Here is a 19,439-nt window from a genome sequence, read left to right as displayed (position 1 = left end):
GACAGCAATCCGGACGAGGCAACGAGGTGTATGCCGTGCAGTGTGTGTGGGTGTCGGCTGTCGTGGTTAATTACTCACTGAGACGACATGCATTAGCAATGACCGAGGGTTTATCCCGTTTAGCGACAACACCGGAGGCATGAGTAATCGGCCGGAGTCGCCAGGATCGGGCTTCTGGAAGGAGGGCGACGATGCCGCCGCTCGTCGTCGCTTTCAGGCGTTCGTCAACACGATCGACGACGGCCTCTACCAACTCGATCCCGACAGACAGTTCGTCGCAGTCAACGACGTGCTCTGCGAGACGACCGGTTATACGCGCGAAGAACTCGTCGGCTCACACGTGTCTCTTCTCGTGAACGAGGCGGACATCGACCGGATCGAACGCGAAGTTCGGACGCAACCGGCAACTGACGGGACTGACGTTCCCACGTTCAGTCTCACGGTAGAGAGATCCGACGGGGACCGCGTTCCATGCGAACTACGAGTCAACGTCCTCGAGGAAGCAGGCGAGTTCGACGGCACGATCGGCGTCGTACGGGACGTCTCCGATCACGCAAGGCGGCAGGAACCCACGTCCTCGGCCCGCGAAACGTACGAGGCGATCACGAGCGTCCTCAACGAGGCCAATATCGGCGTCTTCGTCCTCGACGACGAGCTTACCGTGGCGTTCGCCGACGAAACAATCGAGGAGTACTTCGGTATCGACCGTGACGCCTTGATCGGCCGCGACAAACGGCGTGCACTCGACGGCATCAAAACGCGAATTGCCGATTCTGAAACGTTCGAAGAGACCGTCCAGGCGACCTACGACGACAACAGCTACATCGAACGGTTCGAGTGTCGCGTAACCGCCGACGAAGCGTCGGGGCGAGCCCAACGGTGGCTGGAACACTGGAGCAAGCCCATCGAATCTGGTCGCTACGCTGGCGGTCGCGTAGAGTTCTACTACGACATCACTGATCGGAAACGTTCGAAGGGCGCACTCGAGCAAAGCGAAGCGGAGTTCGCCTCCCTTGTCGACGCCGTCGAGGAGTACGCGATCTTTCGGCTCGACACCAACGGCCACGTCGTCTCCTGGAACGAGGGCGCGAAGAAAATCAAAGGCTACGACCGCGAGGAGATCCTCGGCGAGCACTTCTCGACGTTCTACACTGACGCCGACCGCGCTGGAACCGTCCCAGAGGAAAACCTCAGGAAGGCCGCCGAGGCCGACTACGTCGAGGACGAGGGGTGGCGCGTCCGGAACGACGGCACCTGGTTCTGGGCGAACGTCACGATCACGGCCATCCGCGACGATGACGGTACGTTACAGGGGTACGCGAAAGTTACCCGCGACATGACCGATCGGCGCGAACGCGAACAACGCTTGCAAGAAGAGCGCGATCTGGTCACGCAGATTCTGGAGACGAGCCCGATCGGCATTACGGTCGTAAATCCCGACGGTTCGACGGAACGGGCGAACCAACGGATGGCCGAGATACTGGGCTTTTCGAAGGAAGCCATGGGGTCGTACACCGCCGGCCAACTCGATATGTACGATTCTAACGGCGAGTTCCTCCCGACCGAAGAGCGACCGGCCAGTCGAGCACTCGAAACGGGCGAGCCGGTCACGAACGCGGAGATCCGAATCAACGCTCCGAATGGGCAGTCACGGTGGCTGTCGATCAACGCAGCTCCAGTGATCGGTGACGACGAGGACATCCGCCACGTCGTCGTCGCTGCCGCGGACATCACGCAACTGAAGATCCAGGCCGAACGACTCGAACGACAGCGCGACGATCTGCGAACGGAACTCGATGAGATGTTCGAGCGAATCGACGACGCCTTCTACGCGGTTGATACCGACTGGCAGTTGACGTACGTCAACGACGCGCTGGCTGACCTCGTCGGGACGCCACGGAAAGAGCTCGTCGGGATGAATCTCTGGGAGGTGTTTCCCGAACTGGCCGACACGGAGTTCGCCGAATTCGATCGAGAGGCGATGGAGACCGGCGAGACGATCGAGTACGAACTGTACTACGAACCCAAAGACGCCTGGTTTCAGGTTGCAGTGTACCCCTCGGAGACGGGCCAATCCGTCTACCTGAAGGATATTACGGAGCGAAAGGAAGCCCGGACGAGACTCCAGCGACGGGCGAGACAGCAAGAAACGGTCGCTCAACTCGGCCAGCTCGCCCTCAAAACGGACGATCTGGACGAACTCATGGCCGCAGCCTCGCGGCGCATCGCGGACGTCCTCGACATCGAGTACTGCACGGTTCTCGATCTCGATCAGCAAGCGGACGAACTGTCGTTCCGCCAGGGCGTCGGCTGGCGAGACGGGACGATCGGGGAAGCGACGGTCGCAGCGACCGACGACTCTCAGGCGGGATACACCCTAATTTCCGAGGAGCCGGTTGTCGTTGACGACTTCGATACAGAGACCCGATTTAGCGGCTCCGAATTGTTGGCGAGCCACGACGTCCGGAGCGCCATCAGCACCATCATCGGACCGGACGACGAGCCGTGGGGTATTCTCGGATTGCACGACGTCGACAACCGGGAGTTCACCGAAGAGGACGTCAACTTCGTCCAGAGCGTCGCCAACATTCTCGCGGAAGCGATCGAGCGCACCGAGTATCAGACCGAACTCGAGGCGACGATCGAACGCCTGGAAGAGTCGAACGAGCGGCTCGAACAGTTCGCCTACGCCGCCTCTCACGACCTCCAGGAACCACTCCGGATGGTCTCGAGTTACCTCCAGCTGATCGACCAGCGGTACGGTGACGAACTCGACGAGGATGGTCAGGAGTTCCTCGAGTTCGCAGTAGACGGAGCCGACCGTATGCGGAACATGGTACAGGGGTTGCTGACGTACTCGCGAGTCGATACCCAGGGCGACCCGCTCGAACCGATCGATGCCGAGGAAGCCGTCGAAGACGCGATCGCCGACCTCGAAGTGAAGATTGCCGAGACCGATGCCGAGATAACGGTCGAGTCGTTGCCGAGTGTCCAGGCCGATCCCGACCAACTCCGTCAGGTGTTCCAGAATTTGATCGCGAACGCCCTCTCGTATTCCGGTGACGAACCACCCCGCGTTCACGTCTCGGCCGAACGCGCCGGTCCGAAGTGGCTCATTTCCGTGACGGACAAAGGGATCGGGATCGCGCCGGAGGACCAGGAACGAATTTTCGACGTGTTCAATCAGGGGCATTCCAGAGAAGAGGACACCGGCACCGGGATCGGGCTTGCGATCTGCCAGCGCATCGTCGAGCGTCACGACGGCGACATCTGGGTCGAGTCGGAACCCGGAAGTGAAACGACGTTTTCGTTCACGCTCTCCGGTGTACCGGCCGGCGAGAGCTAATCACCCCCCACCCGCATCTCCGTTTGTCCAAGGTCCCCATCGCGGAGGAAAAAATACCTTCGTGCGGAATCACCCGTGATACGATGTCCCAGAATCAGTGGCTCGAGGTCGTAGAGGGCCTCGATGGTCCGATTCTCGAGAGCGTCGATAGCAATCGCTGAAACGATTCTTCCCGCTCGCACTCAAACGGTTACTGTACGTCATCGCCGGCGCACTCGCGACCCGGCCAGCGGGTGTGGCGGTACATCAGTACAGTAATCCGTACCAAGCGGCCCACCACCAGTGCTGCCCGTTGATTCTCGAGTCGAAGTGCGATGACGGAAAACGACTACTGTAATTCACAGACGGGTCTGGGGTGCGGGACAGATTCGCTATGTTCGTTACCGAATTCAAAATCGGTCTTCACTAACTGGGTTCGAAAAACACCGATTCAGTAGGCTCAGAGTGAGAACCGTGGACCTTCAAGACCGTGTGCAAAGTAGTGGGTTGGGGCAGATTTGAACTGCTAAAAAGACTGACACAAGCCGCGTGTCAGTCTTTTTAACGTTCGTCTCGCTTCGCTCGACTCACTGCCGACTTCCATCAAGGAGGTATACGGTAGCGGACTCGGGCTAAACCCGCAGGGCGGTCGTGACCGCTCCCCTCGCCGCGGGCAGACACAACCATGCCATCAGTGCCAGAAGCTATTGAGAGCTACCTCACAACACGTGAGAGCGAACTCAGTGACTCGTCAGTACAGAACCATCGCTACCAACTCAAACAGTTCCACGGGTGGACTCGGGGCGAGGAACTCGACGGCGTCGCGTCACTCGATCCGATCGACGTTATGCGGTTCCGACGCTACCGGTCGAACGATCTCAACTCGAATACGATGTACAACCAACTGTCAGTCCTCCGCCTGTTTCTGAGGTTTGCACATCGAATGGGGTGGGTCGGTGAAGAGTTACCAGAGTCGATCGTGTTGCCGAAGAGGGACGGAAGCGCTCGGGACCGGTCGATCGACCCGGACCGCGTCGCCGGTCTCCTCGACCAACTCGACACATACCAGTACGCGTCGCGCGAACACGTGATCCTTAGCCTGTTGTGGACCGCGGGGCTTCGGATCGGAGCACTCCGAGCGCTCGATGCCCGCCGGGACGTACACCCCCGGGACCGGTTTATCGACCTCGTCGATCGCCCGGAGACCGGAACCCCCCTCAAGAACGGCGCGGGGTCAGAGAGGGAAGTAAATCTGCACGGCTGGGTCGCCCAGGTCATCGATGACTATCTCGCGGATCGGCGCATCGATACCGTCTGTGAGTACGGGCGTGAACCGCTCATAACGTCAGACAGCGGGCGGTACTCGCGGACTTCAGTTCGACGGACCGTCTACAGTTTGACTGACTGCGGCGGGCTCACCGGCAGTTGTGACTGCTCGGACCGATCCTCGATGTGCGATCGGTCAGTGTCCCCGCACGATATCCGTCGATCCTCGATCTCGGCGTGGCTCGATGACGGGCAAAGCCCGGATTTACTGGCTCAGCGGTTCGATGTATCGACTGATACGATGGACAAACATTACGACATCCGCAGTGAGTCGGATAAGAGAGAGTTGCGGCGCGACGCGTTCGACCTGTAAGTTCACTCAGGGTAACGGTTTCGCGTGTTTTCAGGAGTGGAAATCCCCCATATCGTCTTCCAACTCTTCGAGTTCTGCATCAAGTTCCTCGTCAGTGCGGCCCTCACCGATTTGTTTCTCGGGTTCCTCGGGGGTATCGCGCGCAACCCGAGCTAAACCGGTTAACGGCTTGTCCGTGGGATCGTCCATGTCGTGGATATCCATTGTACTCCCGTGGATTTCAATCCAGTAATCGAAATATGCGAATTCGATGACTTCGGCCGTGTCTGCGACTGCATCGAGGGCATCAGGATCGATCGTCTCCGCCAGCGGGGGTAGTTCTTCAACATCTGTGCCTTCCTTCTCTGCGATGCGTTGAATTATTGTTGTTGAGATACTCATTGTTAGACCCTTGGGGGGTCCGGCCGGGAGCGCTCAACAGCACATCTATATCGCTCGACTCACAATCATCGATCGCTCCCATACGGGAGCCGGCAGCACAGGGGAGAGCGGGCCTGCAAGCTGCGCTCCCCTGCGCTGGCGCACTTTGCGTGCGCGGTTGAGGGTTTCTGTTCGGATTTAAAGAGTGTTCGGGATATCGACGTTCCCGGTGAGCCTCAATCCTCCACACCCGGTAACTCCGCCTGCTCACTCTCTCCCGGACCGACCCGCGACCCGTCTTCCCGTTCCCGACGCTCGCGGCGTTCGCGGCGAGCCTCAATCCTCTGCTGGATGCACCCGGGGCAGGAACCGCATACATGCTCAGCTACTTCGCCCTCCGAGATACCACCGTAGTTGCAGATCTCCCGAATCAGTTCGCCGGTGGCCCGCCACTCCTGCTCTTCAACCTTCACTATGAATCCGCGTTCCCGCAGCTTGCACAGCATCGACCGGTCCAAGTCAACATCGGACCACGACCACCGGCACTCCGGGTCCGGCACTGACCCGGCCAGTGACGCAGCGTTCACCGACATCCACTTAGCGTCTGTATAGTCTAACCCGCCAACTCGATTATCCGCGCTCACGCCTGATCACCTCCCGTCCACTGCATCTTTCCGTACAGGTCTCTGGCGAGTTTGTACGTCGAGTACTCCAACTGGCCGGACTCGTTGTAGTCCAAGTCTTGCACCTCGCAGACACCCTTGAGAGCGATCGTCGGCGGTCGCTCATCGTCCAGATCGGCGTACTTGTCGCGCGCCGCGAGACACACTTTGAGCGCATCCACCGGGTCATCGAGCACGTCCGCGGCATCACCGCAGTCCCTGATACCTTCCATCACAGCGATCAACTGCAACGCTCCGCCCCCGTCGTCGTGCGCCCAGCACTTCCAGCCATCGTGCCGGTCTACGGTGAAGTTCGTGGAGTCTTCATCTGGCGTCGATGTTCCTCCATGGACAGGGTGCGGGCCACGACCGTTGCTCTCGTGAGTGCTGAACGGTGGTTGGTGTGCAATCGGTTCCGGGTCAAGGTCGTAGTACGCCGACCGCGAAGACCCGTTCTCACCGCTCCGAACCCGGGACTTGCGCCGGTCAAACAGCTGTTCCGCCTGCTCTTCATCAGTGAGCATCTCCTCCTCATCCAGCAAATCATCAATCACTGCACCAACCTCGTCTTGATTGTGCGGGACCGCGACCGGTGTCTCGTTAATATGCAGCCAGGTTGTCCCCATTACGCACCCGTTCGCCGGGTACCCGTACACTTCGACGTGCCCGGTATCGAGCTCTTTCAGCACCGTCTTCCCATCCACCTTGCTGGGAACCTGCCCGCGGACGAACACATGCGCTCCTGTCTTCGATGAACTCACCTCGGCATACCCGTCCAGCGACTGGATGATATCCCAGGCTTCACGCGTCATCCGCCCTGTTCCGTCGCCTTGCGGTTCGATCACGTCATCCAGATCAACGAACACGAGTCCCGGTTCGGGGGAGAAGTCGGCGTGTGGAACGATGCACATCGGCCACAGTTCCGTCGGGTCTTCGTCATCATCCCACCACCAGTCATCATCAACGTGCCCGTCGATACAGTGCGCCACATCGCCGTACCGCGCACCGGCGCGGGCATCCATCGACACGGCGTCTCGCCCCCAGGCACACGTTCCGGCGTACCCGTTCTTCGTCATCGGCGCTCGCGGCTGTTTAGTCTCCATGTCCCAGAGGAACCAACTCCGGGCTTCGTTCCCGAACTCGATCAGGTCCTGCGGGATCACCCTGTCCGCGTCTCGAACGTCGTCCGGTAGGTCGAGCACGACGTGCTCGTCGGTGATTTCCAGCACTTCTACCGGTGACTCGATCCCGGTGTCGTCGTCGGGGAACCGGTCTGGGAGACTGTGTGTGGTCATCGGGTCTCCCCTCCGTCTGTGGCGACTGCGTGCCCTGAGCGGGATGCGGCGATTTGCGGGAGATTCTGCGGGAGATGGGGTTGCATCCAGTCGAACCCGCCGAACATCAGGTGAAGCCGCTCGCTCGCACGGGTGAGCGCCACGTACCAGGTGCGGGCTTCATTCTCTTTCGTTCGCTGCGAGCGCTCCATTTCCCGTGAGATCCGGGATGTGATGCCGTCGTACAGCACTACATCGGTCGCCTCTGACCCCTTCGACGCGTGGATTGTGAGCACCCGCGTCTTACTGAGTCCACTGCACAACCCGTCGTTCCGCGAGAGCGCTCGACGCAGCGCCTCCAAGTCGTGATCCTCCAGTTCACCGGCCTTGATCAGGTTCGACACCGACGCCGAAGCGCCGGTGAAGCGCTCCCAGAACGTCGGGGATACGTACTCATCGTTCAGATCTTCAACGCGCATCGGTGTCTCGTCGTCTCGGATCCGGGAGACGAGCCTGTCCCGCCGGTCACTGTCGATTTCCAGCGTTCGCACTGGAGTGTGTTCCAACAACGTTGCTGCTTCCTCTGGAATGAGTCGGATCCGCCCCGGATCCTTCTGTGTCCCGTCGCCGTTGCTGCCGTACCGCTCGATCCCGTGGTGGGTGTCGTGCGCGTAGTCGCGCGGCACACGGTCGAGCTTCCGCATCGCATCGTACAGTGAGACGCGGCGATCGTCCCAGCCGCCGACATCATCCTGCGCATCGTGGATGATGCCAGCCTTGTCGAGCGCCCGGCTGACACCGATTGCTTGCTGCTGCGTCCGGACCAGGATCAGCATCGACCGGTCGGCTTCTCCGTCGATGTGTTCGACCCAGATGGCCGCGGGGCTCCCGGGGATCGATTCGCCCGGCAGCTGCGTCCACTCTCCGGTGTGCGAGTCGTGCGCGAATATCGGGGAATTGTACGGGATGATCTTCCCGTGCCCGTCACGCTCGACCGGTGGTGCGGGGAATTCGGTGCTCAGCATCCGTGACGCGGCGTGCCAGTGCTCTTCAGGCACTCGCCAAGATTTGCCGAGTAGTACCTCGGGCAGGTGGTCGAGTCGCTGTGTGAAGAACCGCGGATCCGCGCCCGCGTAACTGTTGACTACCTGTAACGGATCACCGGCTACGATCACCGTGTCTGCCGCTTCGATCCACCGCTCGGAGACCTTAGCCATGAGCGGCGTGACGTCGTGATACTCGTCAATCACGACGACGTCCGTTGGGGGTAGTTCCCCGACGACCCCGGCTTCGAGCAGCTCGTGGAAGTCTAAGAACCCGTGATCATCCTTCCAATCCTGGTATTCGCCCCAGAGTGTCGGCACACTGACCCCGGGCCATTTGTCCTTCAAATTGTCGTACTGCGGGGCTTTCCGTACGTCTGACCGGTCCGCAGGATCCAAGAGATTGTTTCGCAGCCAACTGAACGTGTCCAGCAGCAGTTCTCCGCGGGCATCTTCCCACGGCAGCCCGGCTTTGTACTGAATTCCCAGTTCCTTCGCGCAGAACACGTACTTTTCGCGGCCGGTTACTGCCGGGCCGAGACGTCCGCCGTCGTTCTTGAAATCACCGTCGAGCACGTTGTTAGCGCGGTTGCAGGCGGCGTGAATCGTCGTCCAGTACTTCAGATCCACATCTTCGCTCAGCACTCCCCATTTCTTCAGTCGGGTCTCGACTTCATTAGCGAGCGCTCGGCGGTATGTGACGAGCGTAATGTCCTCTTCCGGATCGAGATCTTCCTCTTCGATGAGATAGGCGAGGCGGAGGGCTTGCTGCGTGGTTTTCCCGGTTCCCGGCGGCCCGTTCAGTCGGACGGATTCGGTCGGCGGGTGTGTGCCGCCACCGGCGATCTTCGCATCTTCCAGCTCTTCGGGGACGGCTGCTTGCAGCCACTCCGGCAGGTCCATGTGCTCGACGTTCGGGGCGTCGTACCGGTCCGTCACTGTCCGTCACCTCCGTTCTCACCGTCGTCTTCGTCGGGATCGCCGCCGTACTCGCCCATCCGACCGATCGGGTCATCGTCATCCTCGTCATCGTGATCCGCGGCATCTAGATCCCGCTCGACGCGATCAATCGCATCCTCAGGCTCCTCGATGTACTCGTCGGGCTCCGGCCAGAACTCGGCGTCCAGCCGCCACACGGTCTGCATTTGCCCGTTGACTGTGTGCTGCCGGGACACTTGATCACCCGGCAGCCCGTCCGAATCTCCGCCGCGCGCGGCGATTTCGAGTTGCAGCGGCCGGTCCTCTATTTCGTGCCGATTCGTGATCGCCGCCACATCTTCCCGCATCACCCAGATTTCATCGTATTCCGGCGGCTCATCATCGACCCACACACCGCCGAAGTCAACCGCATCACCGGCGTCGGCGTACGCTGTGGCGGTCTTGACCGTGTTCCAGAGCGCGTTCACGGCAGCGGTTCGCTGGCCGGTTTCCGGATTCTCTATTTCCAGCGGCTCGATGAGCTGACCTACCCATTCTGGCCATGCTTGCCCCGGATCGGCCATCTCCGGGTATTTACCTGTCGCTGTGGTGTATCGCTCCCACAGTTTCTGCTGATCGAACAGGACTCCGCGGGCGACCGTCAGCTCCAACCCGTCATCGAATTTCAACGTGTACGTGGCTTCTTCGTCGCTGCTTTGATCCGTCGTAACGGTCTTCACAACTTCTTCTAGCCGGTATTCGATCAACGCGGGGAATACGTCCGGATCGCCGGCATCGAGTGTCTGCCGGCGTTCTTCCTTCTCGATTACGTTGGAAAATTCGGTGCGGACTTGCCCGACGCGGACTGAGTCGTGCTCGTCCGCCAGATCCGTCAGGAACGCGTCCGCCATCGGCTGCACTTGATCTGTCTCGGCGTCGGAGAGTCCAGCTACGACTTCGGCCATGTCGGCGGCGGCGTTCAGGGCGAGTTGCATCGCTTGCCCGCCGTGCTCGGCGTCGCGGATCTCGCCTTCGTATTCGCTGAAGACCTGACTCAATTCGATTGTGGGGTCTGTCTCACCGTCACTATCGGCGTCGTCCTTCAGTTCGATTCCGTCTTCATCTATCCCTCCCGGGTCGTTGGGAGTGTCGTCGGCGCTCATGCCGAGACACCTCCTGCTTGTGTTTTGCGGTGCTGTGCAGCAGTTTTATAGATTCGCGGGTTGTAGTTTCGCGTGGGTTCCATAGGTGTCGTCACCTCACGGCCCTGATGGGACTCGTTCGTGGCGTCGGCCGCGCTCGTACCGCGACCGGCGTCGTTTCTCTGCTGGATCACTGCGTGAGTGATCCGTGAGTCCGAATCCATCGGGGGGACACACATGCCTATGGACCGGTAGTATATAAAGATAATTCTATACCTTATTTCACAAAACCGTATTCCACGGAACCGATCTGACGAGATATGTTAATTAGAGAGAGTAGAGAACAAGGCAAAGAACAGGTGAAAATATATACGGCGATGCGCTAACACACAATCATGCAACTCTCAGACATCGACTTCGACATCCTCGAACTCTGCACCCAAAGACAAACCCCCGCAAATCTCTCCGCACACCTCGATAAATCAAAAAGCTACATGGCCAGCGAACTGTCGAAACTCCGGGAATACGACCTAGCCGAGCAAGTCGGCCCCGCCGAACGCTCCGGGATGAGCACCACGACTGACCTTGGCGAATTCGTACTCAGCAAACGCAGCATCTACGAACACGCACAGGCAGAATTATTCGAACAACTCGTGGACACCGCTGTTGAGTACGCAGGCACGCTGTCTCAAGAGACGGATGACGAGATCACCCCGGACGAGATCATTATCAGCAGCAACGAGGGCTACGAGATGCTCGACACACTCGATCGGACTGGTCGATCAACTCCACGCGAAATCGCAGACCCAGAAGGGCGGAACTTGTTCGCTGTGAGAGGGGTCCTGTATGAACTACTGTTCTTCGGGCTCGTGGATCGGGAGATATCCGAAGACGGGGAAGAGTACCGGATCACTGAGCTCGGTCACAGGGTCTTAGAGGAGACAAGCGGGACCGGGTCTGCGCTCGACATCAACCGCGAATGGCTCGGGATCCCGAAACGGGACGGGGAGTCCGCACAAGAAGTGCTCGGAAACGAGTGACTGGATTCTGTTTCGCGCGCGATAAGTATAAGGGGTCATTTGAGATTTCGACAGCGCTATTCTTGTCAACCACCTCACCATACATACCTACCACAATAGTAAGAGGTATGTATAGACAGAATTTGACAAAACTCGCTCTCTCCGATTTCGAAATGACCCCTAGTACAAGTACGGAAACTGAGATAAATACTCTCCTCGAACCGATCGGCTGAACCACAGAAAACAGACTCACTCCGCGAGCGACTCCTCACGCCCTGTCCGCTCCGCCGCTCGCTCATACACACCTCGCCGCTGCACGATCCGCCACGCCGTCGAGTACGCGACTCCAGTCTCCTTTTCAATCTCTCGATAGCTGAGCCCTTCGTCACGGAGAGCGAGCACAGCCCGCACGTTCTCCCACTCCTCACCGTGGTTCGGCGTAAGTCGTTGCCCGTGCTCGCCTTTCACACCAAATCCGAGCCCGTACGGCGCTGCGCCGTGCCAGTACCCGTTTTCTAACCGGTCTTCAGTGATTTCTTCAGCTTTCTCGATTTCCTTGAGTTTCTCCTCGTGAGCTGCGGCAGCTTGGAGGATCTCGATCGCAGCGTGCATCGGATCAGCTAGGTCGAGTTGCCCGTCCTGCCACGTGTGCAACTCTATGTTGTGTTCGCGGAAGTCCGGGATGAGACGCATCACCTCGTCAATATCCCGAGCGATTCGTCGCTTGTCGTTCATCACGAGTACATCGAGCGTGTCGTCGTTTCGGATTCGTTGCTTGAGTTCCTGGTATTCCTTGCGGGACCCGTCCCAACCAGAGGCTTGTTGGCCGTCATCGCAGATTCGTTCGAGTGACAGATCGTGCTCGTTGCAGTATTCCCGGATGTGCTGCTTCTGATTGCCGATGCTTGTATCGCTCGTCTGGCTGAGGCGAGTGTATCCGACTGCTGTTTGCGCGTTGTGTGCGTGTGCGTTCGTTTTCCGTCATGGGTCGTCGTTTCTGGAGTCTCGTTCGTTGTTCGCGGTAGTTCCGGAGTTGATCCCGTTTGGTGTTCTCTCCGCCGGATCCAGCGTAGTAGCAGCATGTGCCCCGCGTAAGTAAGTGTGCACATCCTAGAGATGATGGCTGCGTTTTGCAGCGGGTTCCCGGGTTCGATCACTCCTTTACAGTCTGTGTGTACAGTTAAGACTGCTCGCTCGTTACTCGTCATCGTCTATTTCGGGTGCCGTGTCCGGTTCTTTGTGGATGCTCGCCAATTCGTGCCGGAAGTCGATGCGTGCGGTTAGCAGGTGTCCGCAACTGGGGGAGCGTGCGACAACCCCCTTCTTTGGTGTGTTGAGATCAGTGTTTACGATGTCGGCGTTCCAGTGACGGCACTCCTCACTCATCGTCATCACCATCAACTGTTTTGAATGAGACAGTTACCTCTCCGGTCTCGTTGATCCGCCAATTCACTTCCACATTTTCATCGACCGGGACTCCTTTGATATTGAGTATCTCCTGCGGCACTGTTGTGGCGTAGCTGTTCTGTGATCGTTGCCAGAGTTTCCGGATGAAGCTAAACCCATTTCCTTGTGTCATACTGTGTGGGGTATCGTATGTAATATGCACATAAAGGGGAAGTCCCGGTATTCTGTGTTTCAGGTCCCCCAGCACCTGAAACACCTAATCCAGATCTTGTACACACTCACCCCATACTCGAATTGAGTACAAGGTAAGAGACGTTCGAGCAACACAAGGGAAGAGGATTATCTAAAGATCAGGAAAGACGTCGAGCTCTCGGGCTTCCCTCGTAATCTCTCGCCGGAACTCATACGGATCAAGCGGGAGTGTAAATCGTTCATCGCTGAACCCATACCCGGCAAACACCGGTACACCATCAATCTCCACTTGAATGTACCCGTTTTCAGTGCTAGTTAGCTCCACAGTGTGTTCCTCGGACCGTGCTGCTTCGCAGATTGGTCCTGAGAGATCAATGCTGTCTGATGCGGTCATACGAGACTGTAAACTCTCGGATTGTAAAACTGACTTCCCGGAATTCTTGAATGTGGGAAAAGCATGTACGCGTATGACCAGCGGGATACAGGACTCAATTGAGCAGATCACTGAGAGCAGGGATACGATCGATGACCTACTGGTAGCGATGTACCGGTTGCAGGATATGGATGAGGATACGAGAGATGTTGAGATCAAGCTACAGACTCTGATAGAACGGGAGTTGCAGCAGATCGATAACGCGACTGATGACATCTCCACCGAGATGGGGCAGGGTTAGTGAAATACTATGTAATGGCAGTTATAACACTTGCAGCATGATTTCGACGGATGTGCTTGTTGCCGGTCTCACACTCATTTCTGTTCTCATCCTACTCTCAAACGTCCTCCTGACGTACATCAACTTCAAAAGTTCAACGTTCGGTGATGCAGCGACTCGTGAGCAAATCATGCGTGACCGGTACGAATCAATGAGTGCAGAAAAAGATCTGATTCCGCATCGAGAAGTCATTGTTTCTGAACCTCGTGTTCGAGACTTTGGATTCAAAGAATGGGTTAAATCATTGCGTCCTGGCGGTGACTACCCAGGGTACACGCACTTCAATGTCTCTATTCGCCACACGAACTGGCCGGATGACTTGATCAAACTCGCACAGATGGAAGACAAATACCGCCCAACTTTTCACTATCCGACCGCTGACGATCTGCGCGAAAACGAGAAACTCCAAGAAATGGGTGTTGTGCAAGTTGAAACGATCCGGGAACCACAATGGGAAGGGAATGGGAAATTCATCATCGTTCCGATCATCACGCACAGAGTCTATATCGGGTCTGCTGACCCAGACGATGTCGAAGTGGTGATGGAGAATGTTCGGAGTGTAATCCGTGAAATGGAGAAAGACGAGACGCTAGTTGAATTCAACGAACCGATCAAAACACGTGCTGATTTGAAAACGGTCCAACGATCGCCCTGAAATGATTGTTGAGGAAGTTAATTATAGACAAACTCAGTCCTGTGAGAAAGATTTTAAACAGGTTTGCGACGATTTCCAGTTGTTCGCTGAGTTATTCCCTGAGATTGTACGTCGGTCACCGCACACTGGACCAATACACCGTACTCCTCAGGAATGTCATACCGGTCGAGGATTGCCCGCACAGAGTCCAGTCCGTGGTGCTCGACGTGACGGTGGATCAGCCGAGGGATTGCGCGGTGAATCCATTTCGCGTCCCGGCCGGGTCGTGCGCCGTCGCTGTGCAAGTAGGAGTGACAGTCCCGGCAGAGTTCAACGCCAGGTGCGTCCACTGGTTCGTCAGGATCTGGGTACTGCCAGTGGTGGAAGTCGAGCTCGGTTCGGGTCTGGCAAACCGGGCATTGCTTCATGTGTTGGTCCTCCGTTTTGATATGGAATGGCCGGTAGCAGCAACTCGCGGGGATCAGGATCTACGCCGGTGACTCCGTCTCTGCTGTGATCGTCACGGCTGGGTACTGCGGGATGATCCCCAAGTTAATTACTACGTCCATTACTTCGCTTGTATTCGCTTCGCTCGGGACAGTGATGTGGTGCCGTACGATCCGCCACACGTCGAGTCCATGACCGCCCCACACGTCTGTCGTTGTCTCACCGTCCATTTCCCTGATTTTCGCGTCTGCGTTCGGATGATCGAGCAAGTGCTCTACGATCGTGTCGCGCACACCCTCCGCCTCTTCCTGGTAGTCACGTTCGATTTCGTCTGCGTTCGCTCGGATCTCTCTCAGCAGGTCTGCGTCGGCCGATGACGGCCACTCAACGTCACCGTTCTCGATTTCGTTGATGAAGCGGTTGAGTTCGCTGCGGTTGATTGTTGTGTTGCACTGTACGTTCACGCATCGGGGGTTAAGGTCGGTTTCTTGCATTGTTTGAGGGGCCCGCCGCGGAATCGAACCGCGGGGCGCGGGGCGCGGCCGCCTGGCCGGGCCTGAGTCCGGGTCCCGGTCGATCACTCGGTCTTGACACCTTCAACCCGTTTCTGCTCGTGACTCTCTATATCGCAGAGCAAGAGCTCTTCCCGATCCTTCGTCTCCACAACCTCGAATAGATCCTCTGCCACCAGTTTGCTGTTGTGCAATCCCCCGAACTCGTGGGTTTGTCGTTTGATTGTGATTTCCTTCTCTGTTCCGTCCTCTAAGAATACCTTCACTTCGTCTCCGGGTTCAGTCTCGTTCAAATCCTTCATGTCCTCCGTAATCGGCCGGGATTGGATTTTCTCTTGTTCGAGTTCCACTGGGGATCGGAATTCACTGAATTCTGGTGTTTCCTGTGACATTTTACTTCTCCTCGATTGAAACCGTAACCTCGGTCAGTTCGCCCGTCTCGATTTGCTCTTCGAGGTATTCTGCGCACACTGCGAATTGTCTCGTCTCCGATGCTACCATCGGCCGACCGGTGGGCCGTGTCCGGATCACCTTGTAGCCTACCCCCTCTCCGATTGATTGAGCAATTCCGATGATCCTGATCAGGTAGTCCAGGTCCTCGTAATGGAGGTGATCCCCGATTCGCTCCTCGTCGGCTGGTTCTTCTCCGGCGAATATGTAGTCGCCTTCCTCGAATTCCGATACCGGTTTCTGCTTGATTTCCTCGAATTCGTCTATTTTCTTAATCTCAACCTCGTGGTATCCGGGTGCAAGATTCTGTTCTCGTGCCATTGCATTCCCATGTAGTGCCCGGAAGTATATAAAAATAATTTTGACCTGTGTTTTAAAACACAGAATAAGATTATAGCCGGTGCCTGGAATTATACGGCCTTCCATGCACACCACACAAGCAACAGAGATTCGGCATGCTCTGAGCTACAAACCACCAACTAAGTAACAAATGTTGGTAGAATTAGTGACGTTCTCTCACTCGATACCTGAGAGCTATCAGAATCAGTACTGATCGAAGAGGGAGACCATCGTAACTAATCTGCGGACAATATTAGTGAGGCCAGCAATATGTTCCACGTATGTAACAGTTAGATTCGGAGGAAATTGAGCACTGGAGTGAAGAATACGCCGCTAATTATGATGGCAAATTACGAGAGATCGAACAGACGCTAAATGAAGTTCTTGCAGAACAGCACTACATCACGCAGGACCAGCTAGAACAGATTATCATCTGGAAATTGGATGCCCAACCGGGACGGCGAGATAAGAACATCGAGAAGATGAACGCGGTTCCAGATCAGTTCATCCGCCAGTTGAGCGGTGCCGCGCTCCTATTGGATGATCCTAAAACAGAATTGGACACGCTAACGTGCATACCTGGAATCGGTAACGCCACCGCAACGTTGGTGCTGGCTTTCTATGATCCGGCGAACTACGCCATTGGTGATCGGTACATCGTCGATGCACTCCTTGGTGAAGGTCACGGGATGAGGCTCACCGACTATCCAAAGATTCTCAAGGAACTCCTGATCGAAATCCTGGTGGATTCGATATTCGGACCGTTGAGAGGGCATACTATCAGAAATATCGGCACGAGCAGAACGTAGGTCGGTGGTAGCGCCTTCGTTAAGTGATATATATCTGTCTGTTCAAATATTCATAGTGTGCTAGTTTTCACCAATATGGAACAGAGACACTGTTGAAACCCTATTATTCATATGTGTTTTAGTCTGAGACAATTGTTCACTGAGGCCTATGGCTGTACGACTAGTTTTGTATGACCATCCGTTAGCGGCCTTTCTGTAGAATATTATTGCAGGGTTGCCACCACACGCGTCCGGGACCAACTTTCTTCGTTCGGAATTCGCCAAGGGCTTCAAGATCTTGAAGATAATTGCGAGCGGTATTGCGGTGAATATCGGATTGGAGTTGTTCAGCGATCTGTGGGGCTGTAAATGGCTCGTACTTGTCAGCGTTATCTTCAAAGATTGCTAATACGTCGTCTTTTTATGTTATACTGGCACATACGTCGAGAAGAATACGCTGCTATGAGTGATTGTAGAGGCTCAGCCAATCCGCCACAAAGTACGAAAGTCGTTGAGGCCGTTGCCGACGAACTGGATGTTGACCCGACGGATTTGGAGATTCCCCTTACTGAAGTGATTGATTCGGATGCCTTAGACGCTCTTTTAAAGGGCCAGGACCGCTCCAGTTCGATTCGCTTTTCGTACTATGGCTATCAAGTCGTCGTGAAGGGGAATGGTCAAGTTGTTCTTACCGAAAACACTTAAGCAGCTCTTTTTATTTCTCTACCAAAACCGACAATTAAACCATTCATCAAGTATATCGCTTGTATTGACTTCAGTCAGGCCAGGTTGTGTCATCAACTTATGATTTTAACAGAGCCGAGACAGTATATATTCAGCCCATGTACGAACTAATCATGTGATCTGTGTGCACGTCCTGCAACAATCTTACAAGATAACATAATATATCTCCGTTTAGTCACCTCAAACAGACATCCATGAGGAGATATTGGATTGGTCATCACAATGGTCTCACTACGCTCGGAACAATAGGGAATGGAGCGATCTCAGGCTATGTCGGGTCCGATTCGGTGAATCCCGATGATCAACGTATCCTCTGTGGCAACCAGATCGAAGGATTGAACGGACAATACCCATCTGTGACTGGTGAATGTGTGATGATGTGCCGGTAAGTGACTACATCGGGGCGACCGGGACGTGATGCCAATGTTCGAGCACACGCCAACACGACGAGATGTACTGCATACAACCGCTACTCTCTCAGTTGCAGCGGGTACACTCCCAATTGCCGCTGCAGAGGAGAGTGAGGGTGGCGAGTTTGTACCTGGAGAGCGGATCTGGAGTTATTCGGCTGATGGTGCAGTTGAGTCGGGACCAACCGTCGTAAACAAGACAGTATATTTCGGATGCCATGACGGCACCGTCTACGCTATTGATGCTGAGAATGGTGATCGTGAATGGGTATTCGAGACAGACGACCCGCCAGCAGATCAGCGATACGATCACGCTGGTGTGTGGGGCGAACCGAAGGTGATCGACGGCACGGTCTTTATCGGTGCACTCGACAATCACCTGTACGCCCTTGATGCTGATACCGGGGAAGAGGAATGGCGATTTGACACGGGAAAATTCGTCTGGGGATCACCAGCCGTTTCGAACGGGACTGTATACGTTCCATCACGGAACCACTGGGTATTTGCAGTCGATGCTGAGTCTGGTGAGGAACAATGGCGTGGGAATGTTGAGCACCCAGCTGGTGGGGGTGTTTCAGTTGTTGATGGTCGCGTACACGTTGGTTCGTATGGTGAGGTGAATCTCCACACGTTCGATGCAGAGTCCGGTGAGTTACTCTGGAAGAAGGAAATGAATGCCGAGCAGTGTGCTGCCCCAGCCGTCTACGATGAGACGGTGTATACGATGTTCGCCGGAGAACCACTGTACGCGTTCGATGCCGAAACGGGCGAGGAGCAGTGGCGGTTCGGTGAAGAGATTGGCTTCGGTATTAACGAAGTTCCGACAGTATGGAGCGGGACTGTATACCTCCCGAACTCTAGTGGCCTGTACGCTGTTGATGCCGATACCGGGGAACTACAGTGGGATTTCGATGGTCGGTTCGTGAAGATGTCACCAACCATCGCTGATGGAGTGCTATTCCTCGGCAGCCACAGTGAGACGTACTTATTCGCCATTGATGCAACTACTGGCGAAGAGCTGTGGCGGTCGCAGGTCTACGCGAATATCCATTCTAACCCGACGGTCGTTGATGGCGTCGCGTTTTTTGGATCTCATGATGGGTATATGCACGCGGTATCCGTCTTTAGCTAAGCGTGAAACCACGTGACAGCGACAGCTTATCGTGGATACTTTTCGGAAGGAATGAGGAGGTATCGAGTGTGCACAACGAAACCTCCTCATCTCGGATTATGCGTCGGCTCACTACATTGTTTCCCTCCGAGTTCCTCGAAGAGCACGCCGAGGAACTCGGCGTGGTCGAACGCGACCGCAAGCTCCAGATTCCCGCATTCGTCTGGGCATTCGTGTTCGGTTTCGCCGCAGGCGAAAGCCGAACACTCGCTGGCTTCAGACGCAGCTACAACTCGACAGCTGATGAGAC

The 19,439-nt window shown here is 56.3% G+C and carries 18 protein-coding genes and 2 pseudogenes; 9 read left to right on the top strand and 11 right to left on the bottom strand.

The genetic code is table 11. The features are described from left to right. Positions 1-139: 139 nt before the first annotated feature. Both EA473_RS06085 and EA473_RS06080 read left to right on the top strand, forming a co-directional pair. The gene (locus EA473_RS06085; protein WP_124194777.1) at positions 140-3,346 is read left to right on the top strand and encodes a PAS domain S-box protein; all 3,207 of its coding nucleotides are present in this window, start codon (positions 140-142) and stop codon (positions 3,344-3,346) included. Between the two features lie 664 nt (positions 3,347-4,010). Further along, positions 4,011-4,964, top strand: coding sequence for a tyrosine-type recombinase/integrase (locus EA473_RS06080; protein ID WP_124194776.1), 954 nt, complete (start codon positions 4,011-4,013; stop codon positions 4,962-4,964). 30 nt (positions 4,965-4,994) lie between these two features. Here the strand turns inward: EA473_RS06080 and EA473_RS22195 are convergent, their stop codons facing one another. The 5 genes from EA473_RS22195 to EA473_RS06055 all read right to left on the bottom strand — a co-directional run bounded on the left by EA473_RS22195 (position 4,995) and on the right by EA473_RS06055 (position 10,216). After that, entirely contained in the window at positions 4,995-5,345 is a 351-nt protein-coding gene (locus tag EA473_RS22195) for a HalOD1 output domain-containing protein (RefSeq protein ID WP_243645198.1), read from the bottom strand. Positions 5,346-5,560: 215 nt separating this feature from the next. Further along, on the bottom strand, positions 5,561-5,968 hold the full coding sequence (locus tag EA473_RS06070; RefSeq protein ID WP_124194775.1) for a hypothetical protein: 408 nt from the start codon (positions 5,966-5,968) through the stop codon (positions 5,561-5,563). After that, complete coding sequence (locus tag EA473_RS06065) at positions 5,965-7,281, bottom strand: hypothetical protein (protein WP_124194774.1); 1,317 nt, start codon at positions 7,279-7,281, stop codon at positions 5,965-5,967. Before EA473_RS06065 ends, EA473_RS06070 begins: the two co-directional genes overlap by 4 nt. Then, on the bottom strand, positions 7,278-9,242 hold the full coding sequence (locus tag EA473_RS06060; protein WP_124194773.1) for a UvrD-helicase domain-containing protein: 1,965 nt from the start codon (positions 9,240-9,242) through the stop codon (positions 7,278-7,280). Before EA473_RS06060 ends, EA473_RS06065 begins: the two co-directional genes overlap by 4 nt. Then, complete coding sequence (locus EA473_RS06055) at positions 9,239-10,216, bottom strand: hypothetical protein (protein WP_124194772.1); 978 nt, start codon at positions 10,214-10,216, stop codon at positions 9,239-9,241. The genes EA473_RS06060 and EA473_RS06055 overlap by 4 nt, the downstream gene beginning before the upstream one ends. Positions 10,217-10,758: 542 nt before the next feature. Between EA473_RS06055 and EA473_RS06050 the strand changes: the two genes are divergently transcribed. Then, positions 10,759-11,403: a phage repressor protein gene (locus EA473_RS06050; protein WP_124194771.1), complete on the top strand. Its 645-nt coding sequence runs from the start codon at positions 10,759-10,761 to the stop codon at positions 11,401-11,403. A 228-nt stretch (positions 11,404-11,631) separates the two neighbouring features. Here EA473_RS06050 and EA473_RS06045 read toward each other — a convergent pair. The 3 genes and pseudogenes from EA473_RS06045 to EA473_RS06035 form a co-directional block, all read right to left on the bottom strand. Then, positions 11,632-12,315, bottom strand: a pseudogene (locus EA473_RS06045) (recombinase family protein); the annotation flags it as partial. A 445-nt stretch (positions 12,316-12,760) separates the two neighbouring features. Next, positions 12,761-12,961, bottom strand: a complete 201-nt coding sequence (locus tag EA473_RS06040; protein ID WP_124194769.1) for a hypothetical protein — start codon at positions 12,959-12,961, stop codon at positions 12,761-12,763. Between the two features lie 171 nt (positions 12,962-13,132). After that, positions 13,133-13,375 (bottom strand): hypothetical protein, encoded by a 243-nt coding sequence (locus EA473_RS06035; RefSeq protein ID WP_124194768.1) that lies wholly within the window; start codon positions 13,373-13,375, stop codon positions 13,133-13,135. A 73-nt stretch (positions 13,376-13,448) separates the two neighbouring features. Here EA473_RS06035 and EA473_RS06030 point away from each other — a divergent pair, with 73 nt between their 5' ends. Then, complete coding sequence (locus EA473_RS06030) at positions 13,449-13,655, top strand: hypothetical protein (RefSeq protein ID WP_124194767.1); 207 nt, start codon at positions 13,449-13,451, stop codon at positions 13,653-13,655. Positions 13,656-13,692: 37 nt separating this feature from the next. Further along, complete coding sequence (locus EA473_RS06025; RefSeq protein ID WP_124194766.1) at positions 13,693-14,349, top strand: hypothetical protein; 657 nt, start codon at positions 13,693-13,695, stop codon at positions 14,347-14,349. A gap of 467 nt (positions 14,350-14,816) precedes the next feature. Here the strand turns inward: EA473_RS06025 and EA473_RS06020 are convergent, their stop codons facing one another. From EA473_RS06020 to EA473_RS06010, 3 genes are all read right to left on the bottom strand, one after another. Beyond that, a complete protein-coding gene (locus EA473_RS06020; RefSeq protein WP_124194765.1) occupies positions 14,817-15,269 on the bottom strand; it encodes a hypothetical protein in 453 nt (150 codons plus the stop codon). A gap of 83 nt (positions 15,270-15,352) precedes the next feature. Next, complete coding sequence (locus EA473_RS06015; protein ID WP_124194764.1) at positions 15,353-15,679, bottom strand: hypothetical protein; 327 nt, start codon at positions 15,677-15,679, stop codon at positions 15,353-15,355. 1 nt (position 15,680) lies between these two features. Then, entirely contained in the window at positions 15,681-16,058 is a 378-nt protein-coding gene (locus EA473_RS06010) for a hypothetical protein (protein ID WP_124194763.1), read from the bottom strand. 500 nt (positions 16,059-16,558) lie between these two features. Here EA473_RS06010 and EA473_RS22535 point away from each other — a divergent pair, with 500 nt between their 5' ends. The 4 genes and pseudogenes from EA473_RS22535 to EA473_RS05985 all read left to right on the top strand — a co-directional run. Next, positions 16,559-16,885, top strand: a complete 327-nt coding sequence (locus EA473_RS22535; protein WP_207890148.1) for a hypothetical protein — start codon at positions 16,559-16,561, stop codon at positions 16,883-16,885. A gap of 348 nt (positions 16,886-17,233) precedes the next feature. Then, positions 17,234-17,569, top strand: coding sequence for a HalOD1 output domain-containing protein (locus EA473_RS05995; RefSeq protein ID WP_341538985.1), 336 nt, complete (start codon positions 17,234-17,236; stop codon positions 17,567-17,569). 462 nt (positions 17,570-18,031) lie between these two features. Next, positions 18,032-19,150: an outer membrane protein assembly factor BamB family protein gene (locus EA473_RS05990; protein WP_165875211.1), complete on the top strand. Its 1,119-nt coding sequence runs from the start codon at positions 18,032-18,034 to the stop codon at positions 19,148-19,150. Positions 19,151-19,248: 98 nt separating this feature from the next. Further along, positions 19,249-19,439, top strand: a pseudogene (locus tag EA473_RS05985) (IS4 family transposase); the annotation flags it as partial.

The organism is Natrarchaeobius chitinivorans, from assembly GCF_003841505.1.
GTDB lineage: Archaea > Halobacteriota > Halobacteria > Halobacteriales > Natrialbaceae > Natrarchaeobius > Natrarchaeobius chitinivorans.
Note: the sequence above shows the minus strand (reverse complement) of the source record. Positions and strands in the feature narration are given on the sequence as shown.

What these genes read in the sequence shown, in the direction of transcription:
- EA473_RS05995 (WP_341538985.1), top strand. Translation starts at nt 17,234, where the DNA reads ATGGCTCGTACTTGTCAGCGTTATCTTCAAAGATTGCTAATACGTCGT.
- EA473_RS06065 (WP_124194774.1), bottom strand. Translation starts at nt 7,281, where the DNA reads ATGACCACACACAGTCTCCCAGACCGGTTCCCCGACGACGACACCGGG.
- EA473_RS06080 (WP_124194776.1), top strand. Translation starts at nt 4,011, where the DNA reads ATGCCATCAGTGCCAGAAGCTATTGAGAGCTACCTCACAACACGTGAG.
- EA473_RS22195 (WP_243645198.1), bottom strand. Translation starts at nt 5,345, where the DNA reads ATGAGTATCTCAACAACAATAATTCAACGCATCGCAGAGAAGGAAGGC.
- EA473_RS06035 (WP_124194768.1), bottom strand. Translation starts at nt 13,375, where the DNA reads ATGACCGCATCAGACAGCATTGATCTCTCAGGACCAATCTGCGAAGCA.
- EA473_RS06030 (WP_124194767.1), top strand. Translation starts at nt 13,449, where the DNA reads ATGACCAGCGGGATACAGGACTCAATTGAGCAGATCACTGAGAGCAGG.
- EA473_RS06085 (WP_124194777.1), top strand. Translation starts at nt 140, where the DNA reads ATGAGTAATCGGCCGGAGTCGCCAGGATCGGGCTTCTGGAAGGAGGGC.
- EA473_RS06025 (WP_124194766.1), top strand. Translation starts at nt 13,693, where the DNA reads ATGATTTCGACGGATGTGCTTGTTGCCGGTCTCACACTCATTTCTGTT.
- EA473_RS05990 (WP_165875211.1), top strand. Translation starts at nt 18,032, where the DNA reads ATGTTCGAGCACACGCCAACACGACGAGATGTACTGCATACAACCGCT.
- EA473_RS06050 (WP_124194771.1), top strand. Translation starts at nt 10,759, where the DNA reads ATGCAACTCTCAGACATCGACTTCGACATCCTCGAACTCTGCACCCAA.
- EA473_RS06010 (WP_124194763.1), bottom strand. Translation starts at nt 16,058, where the DNA reads ATGGCACGAGAACAGAATCTTGCACCCGGATACCACGAGGTTGAGATT.
- EA473_RS06040 (WP_124194769.1), bottom strand. Translation starts at nt 12,961, where the DNA reads ATGACACAAGGAAATGGGTTTAGCTTCATCCGGAAACTCTGGCAACGA.
- EA473_RS06055 (WP_124194772.1), bottom strand. Translation starts at nt 10,216, where the DNA reads ATGCAACTCGCCCTGAACGCCGCCGCCGACATGGCCGAAGTCGTAGCT.
- EA473_RS06020 (WP_124194765.1), bottom strand. Translation starts at nt 15,269, where the DNA reads ATGCAAGAAACCGACCTTAACCCCCGATGCGTGAACGTACAGTGCAAC.
- EA473_RS06015 (WP_124194764.1), bottom strand. Translation starts at nt 15,679, where the DNA reads ATGTCACAGGAAACACCAGAATTCAGTGAATTCCGATCCCCAGTGGAA.
- EA473_RS22535 (WP_207890148.1), top strand. Translation starts at nt 16,559, where the DNA reads ATGAACGCGGTTCCAGATCAGTTCATCCGCCAGTTGAGCGGTGCCGCG.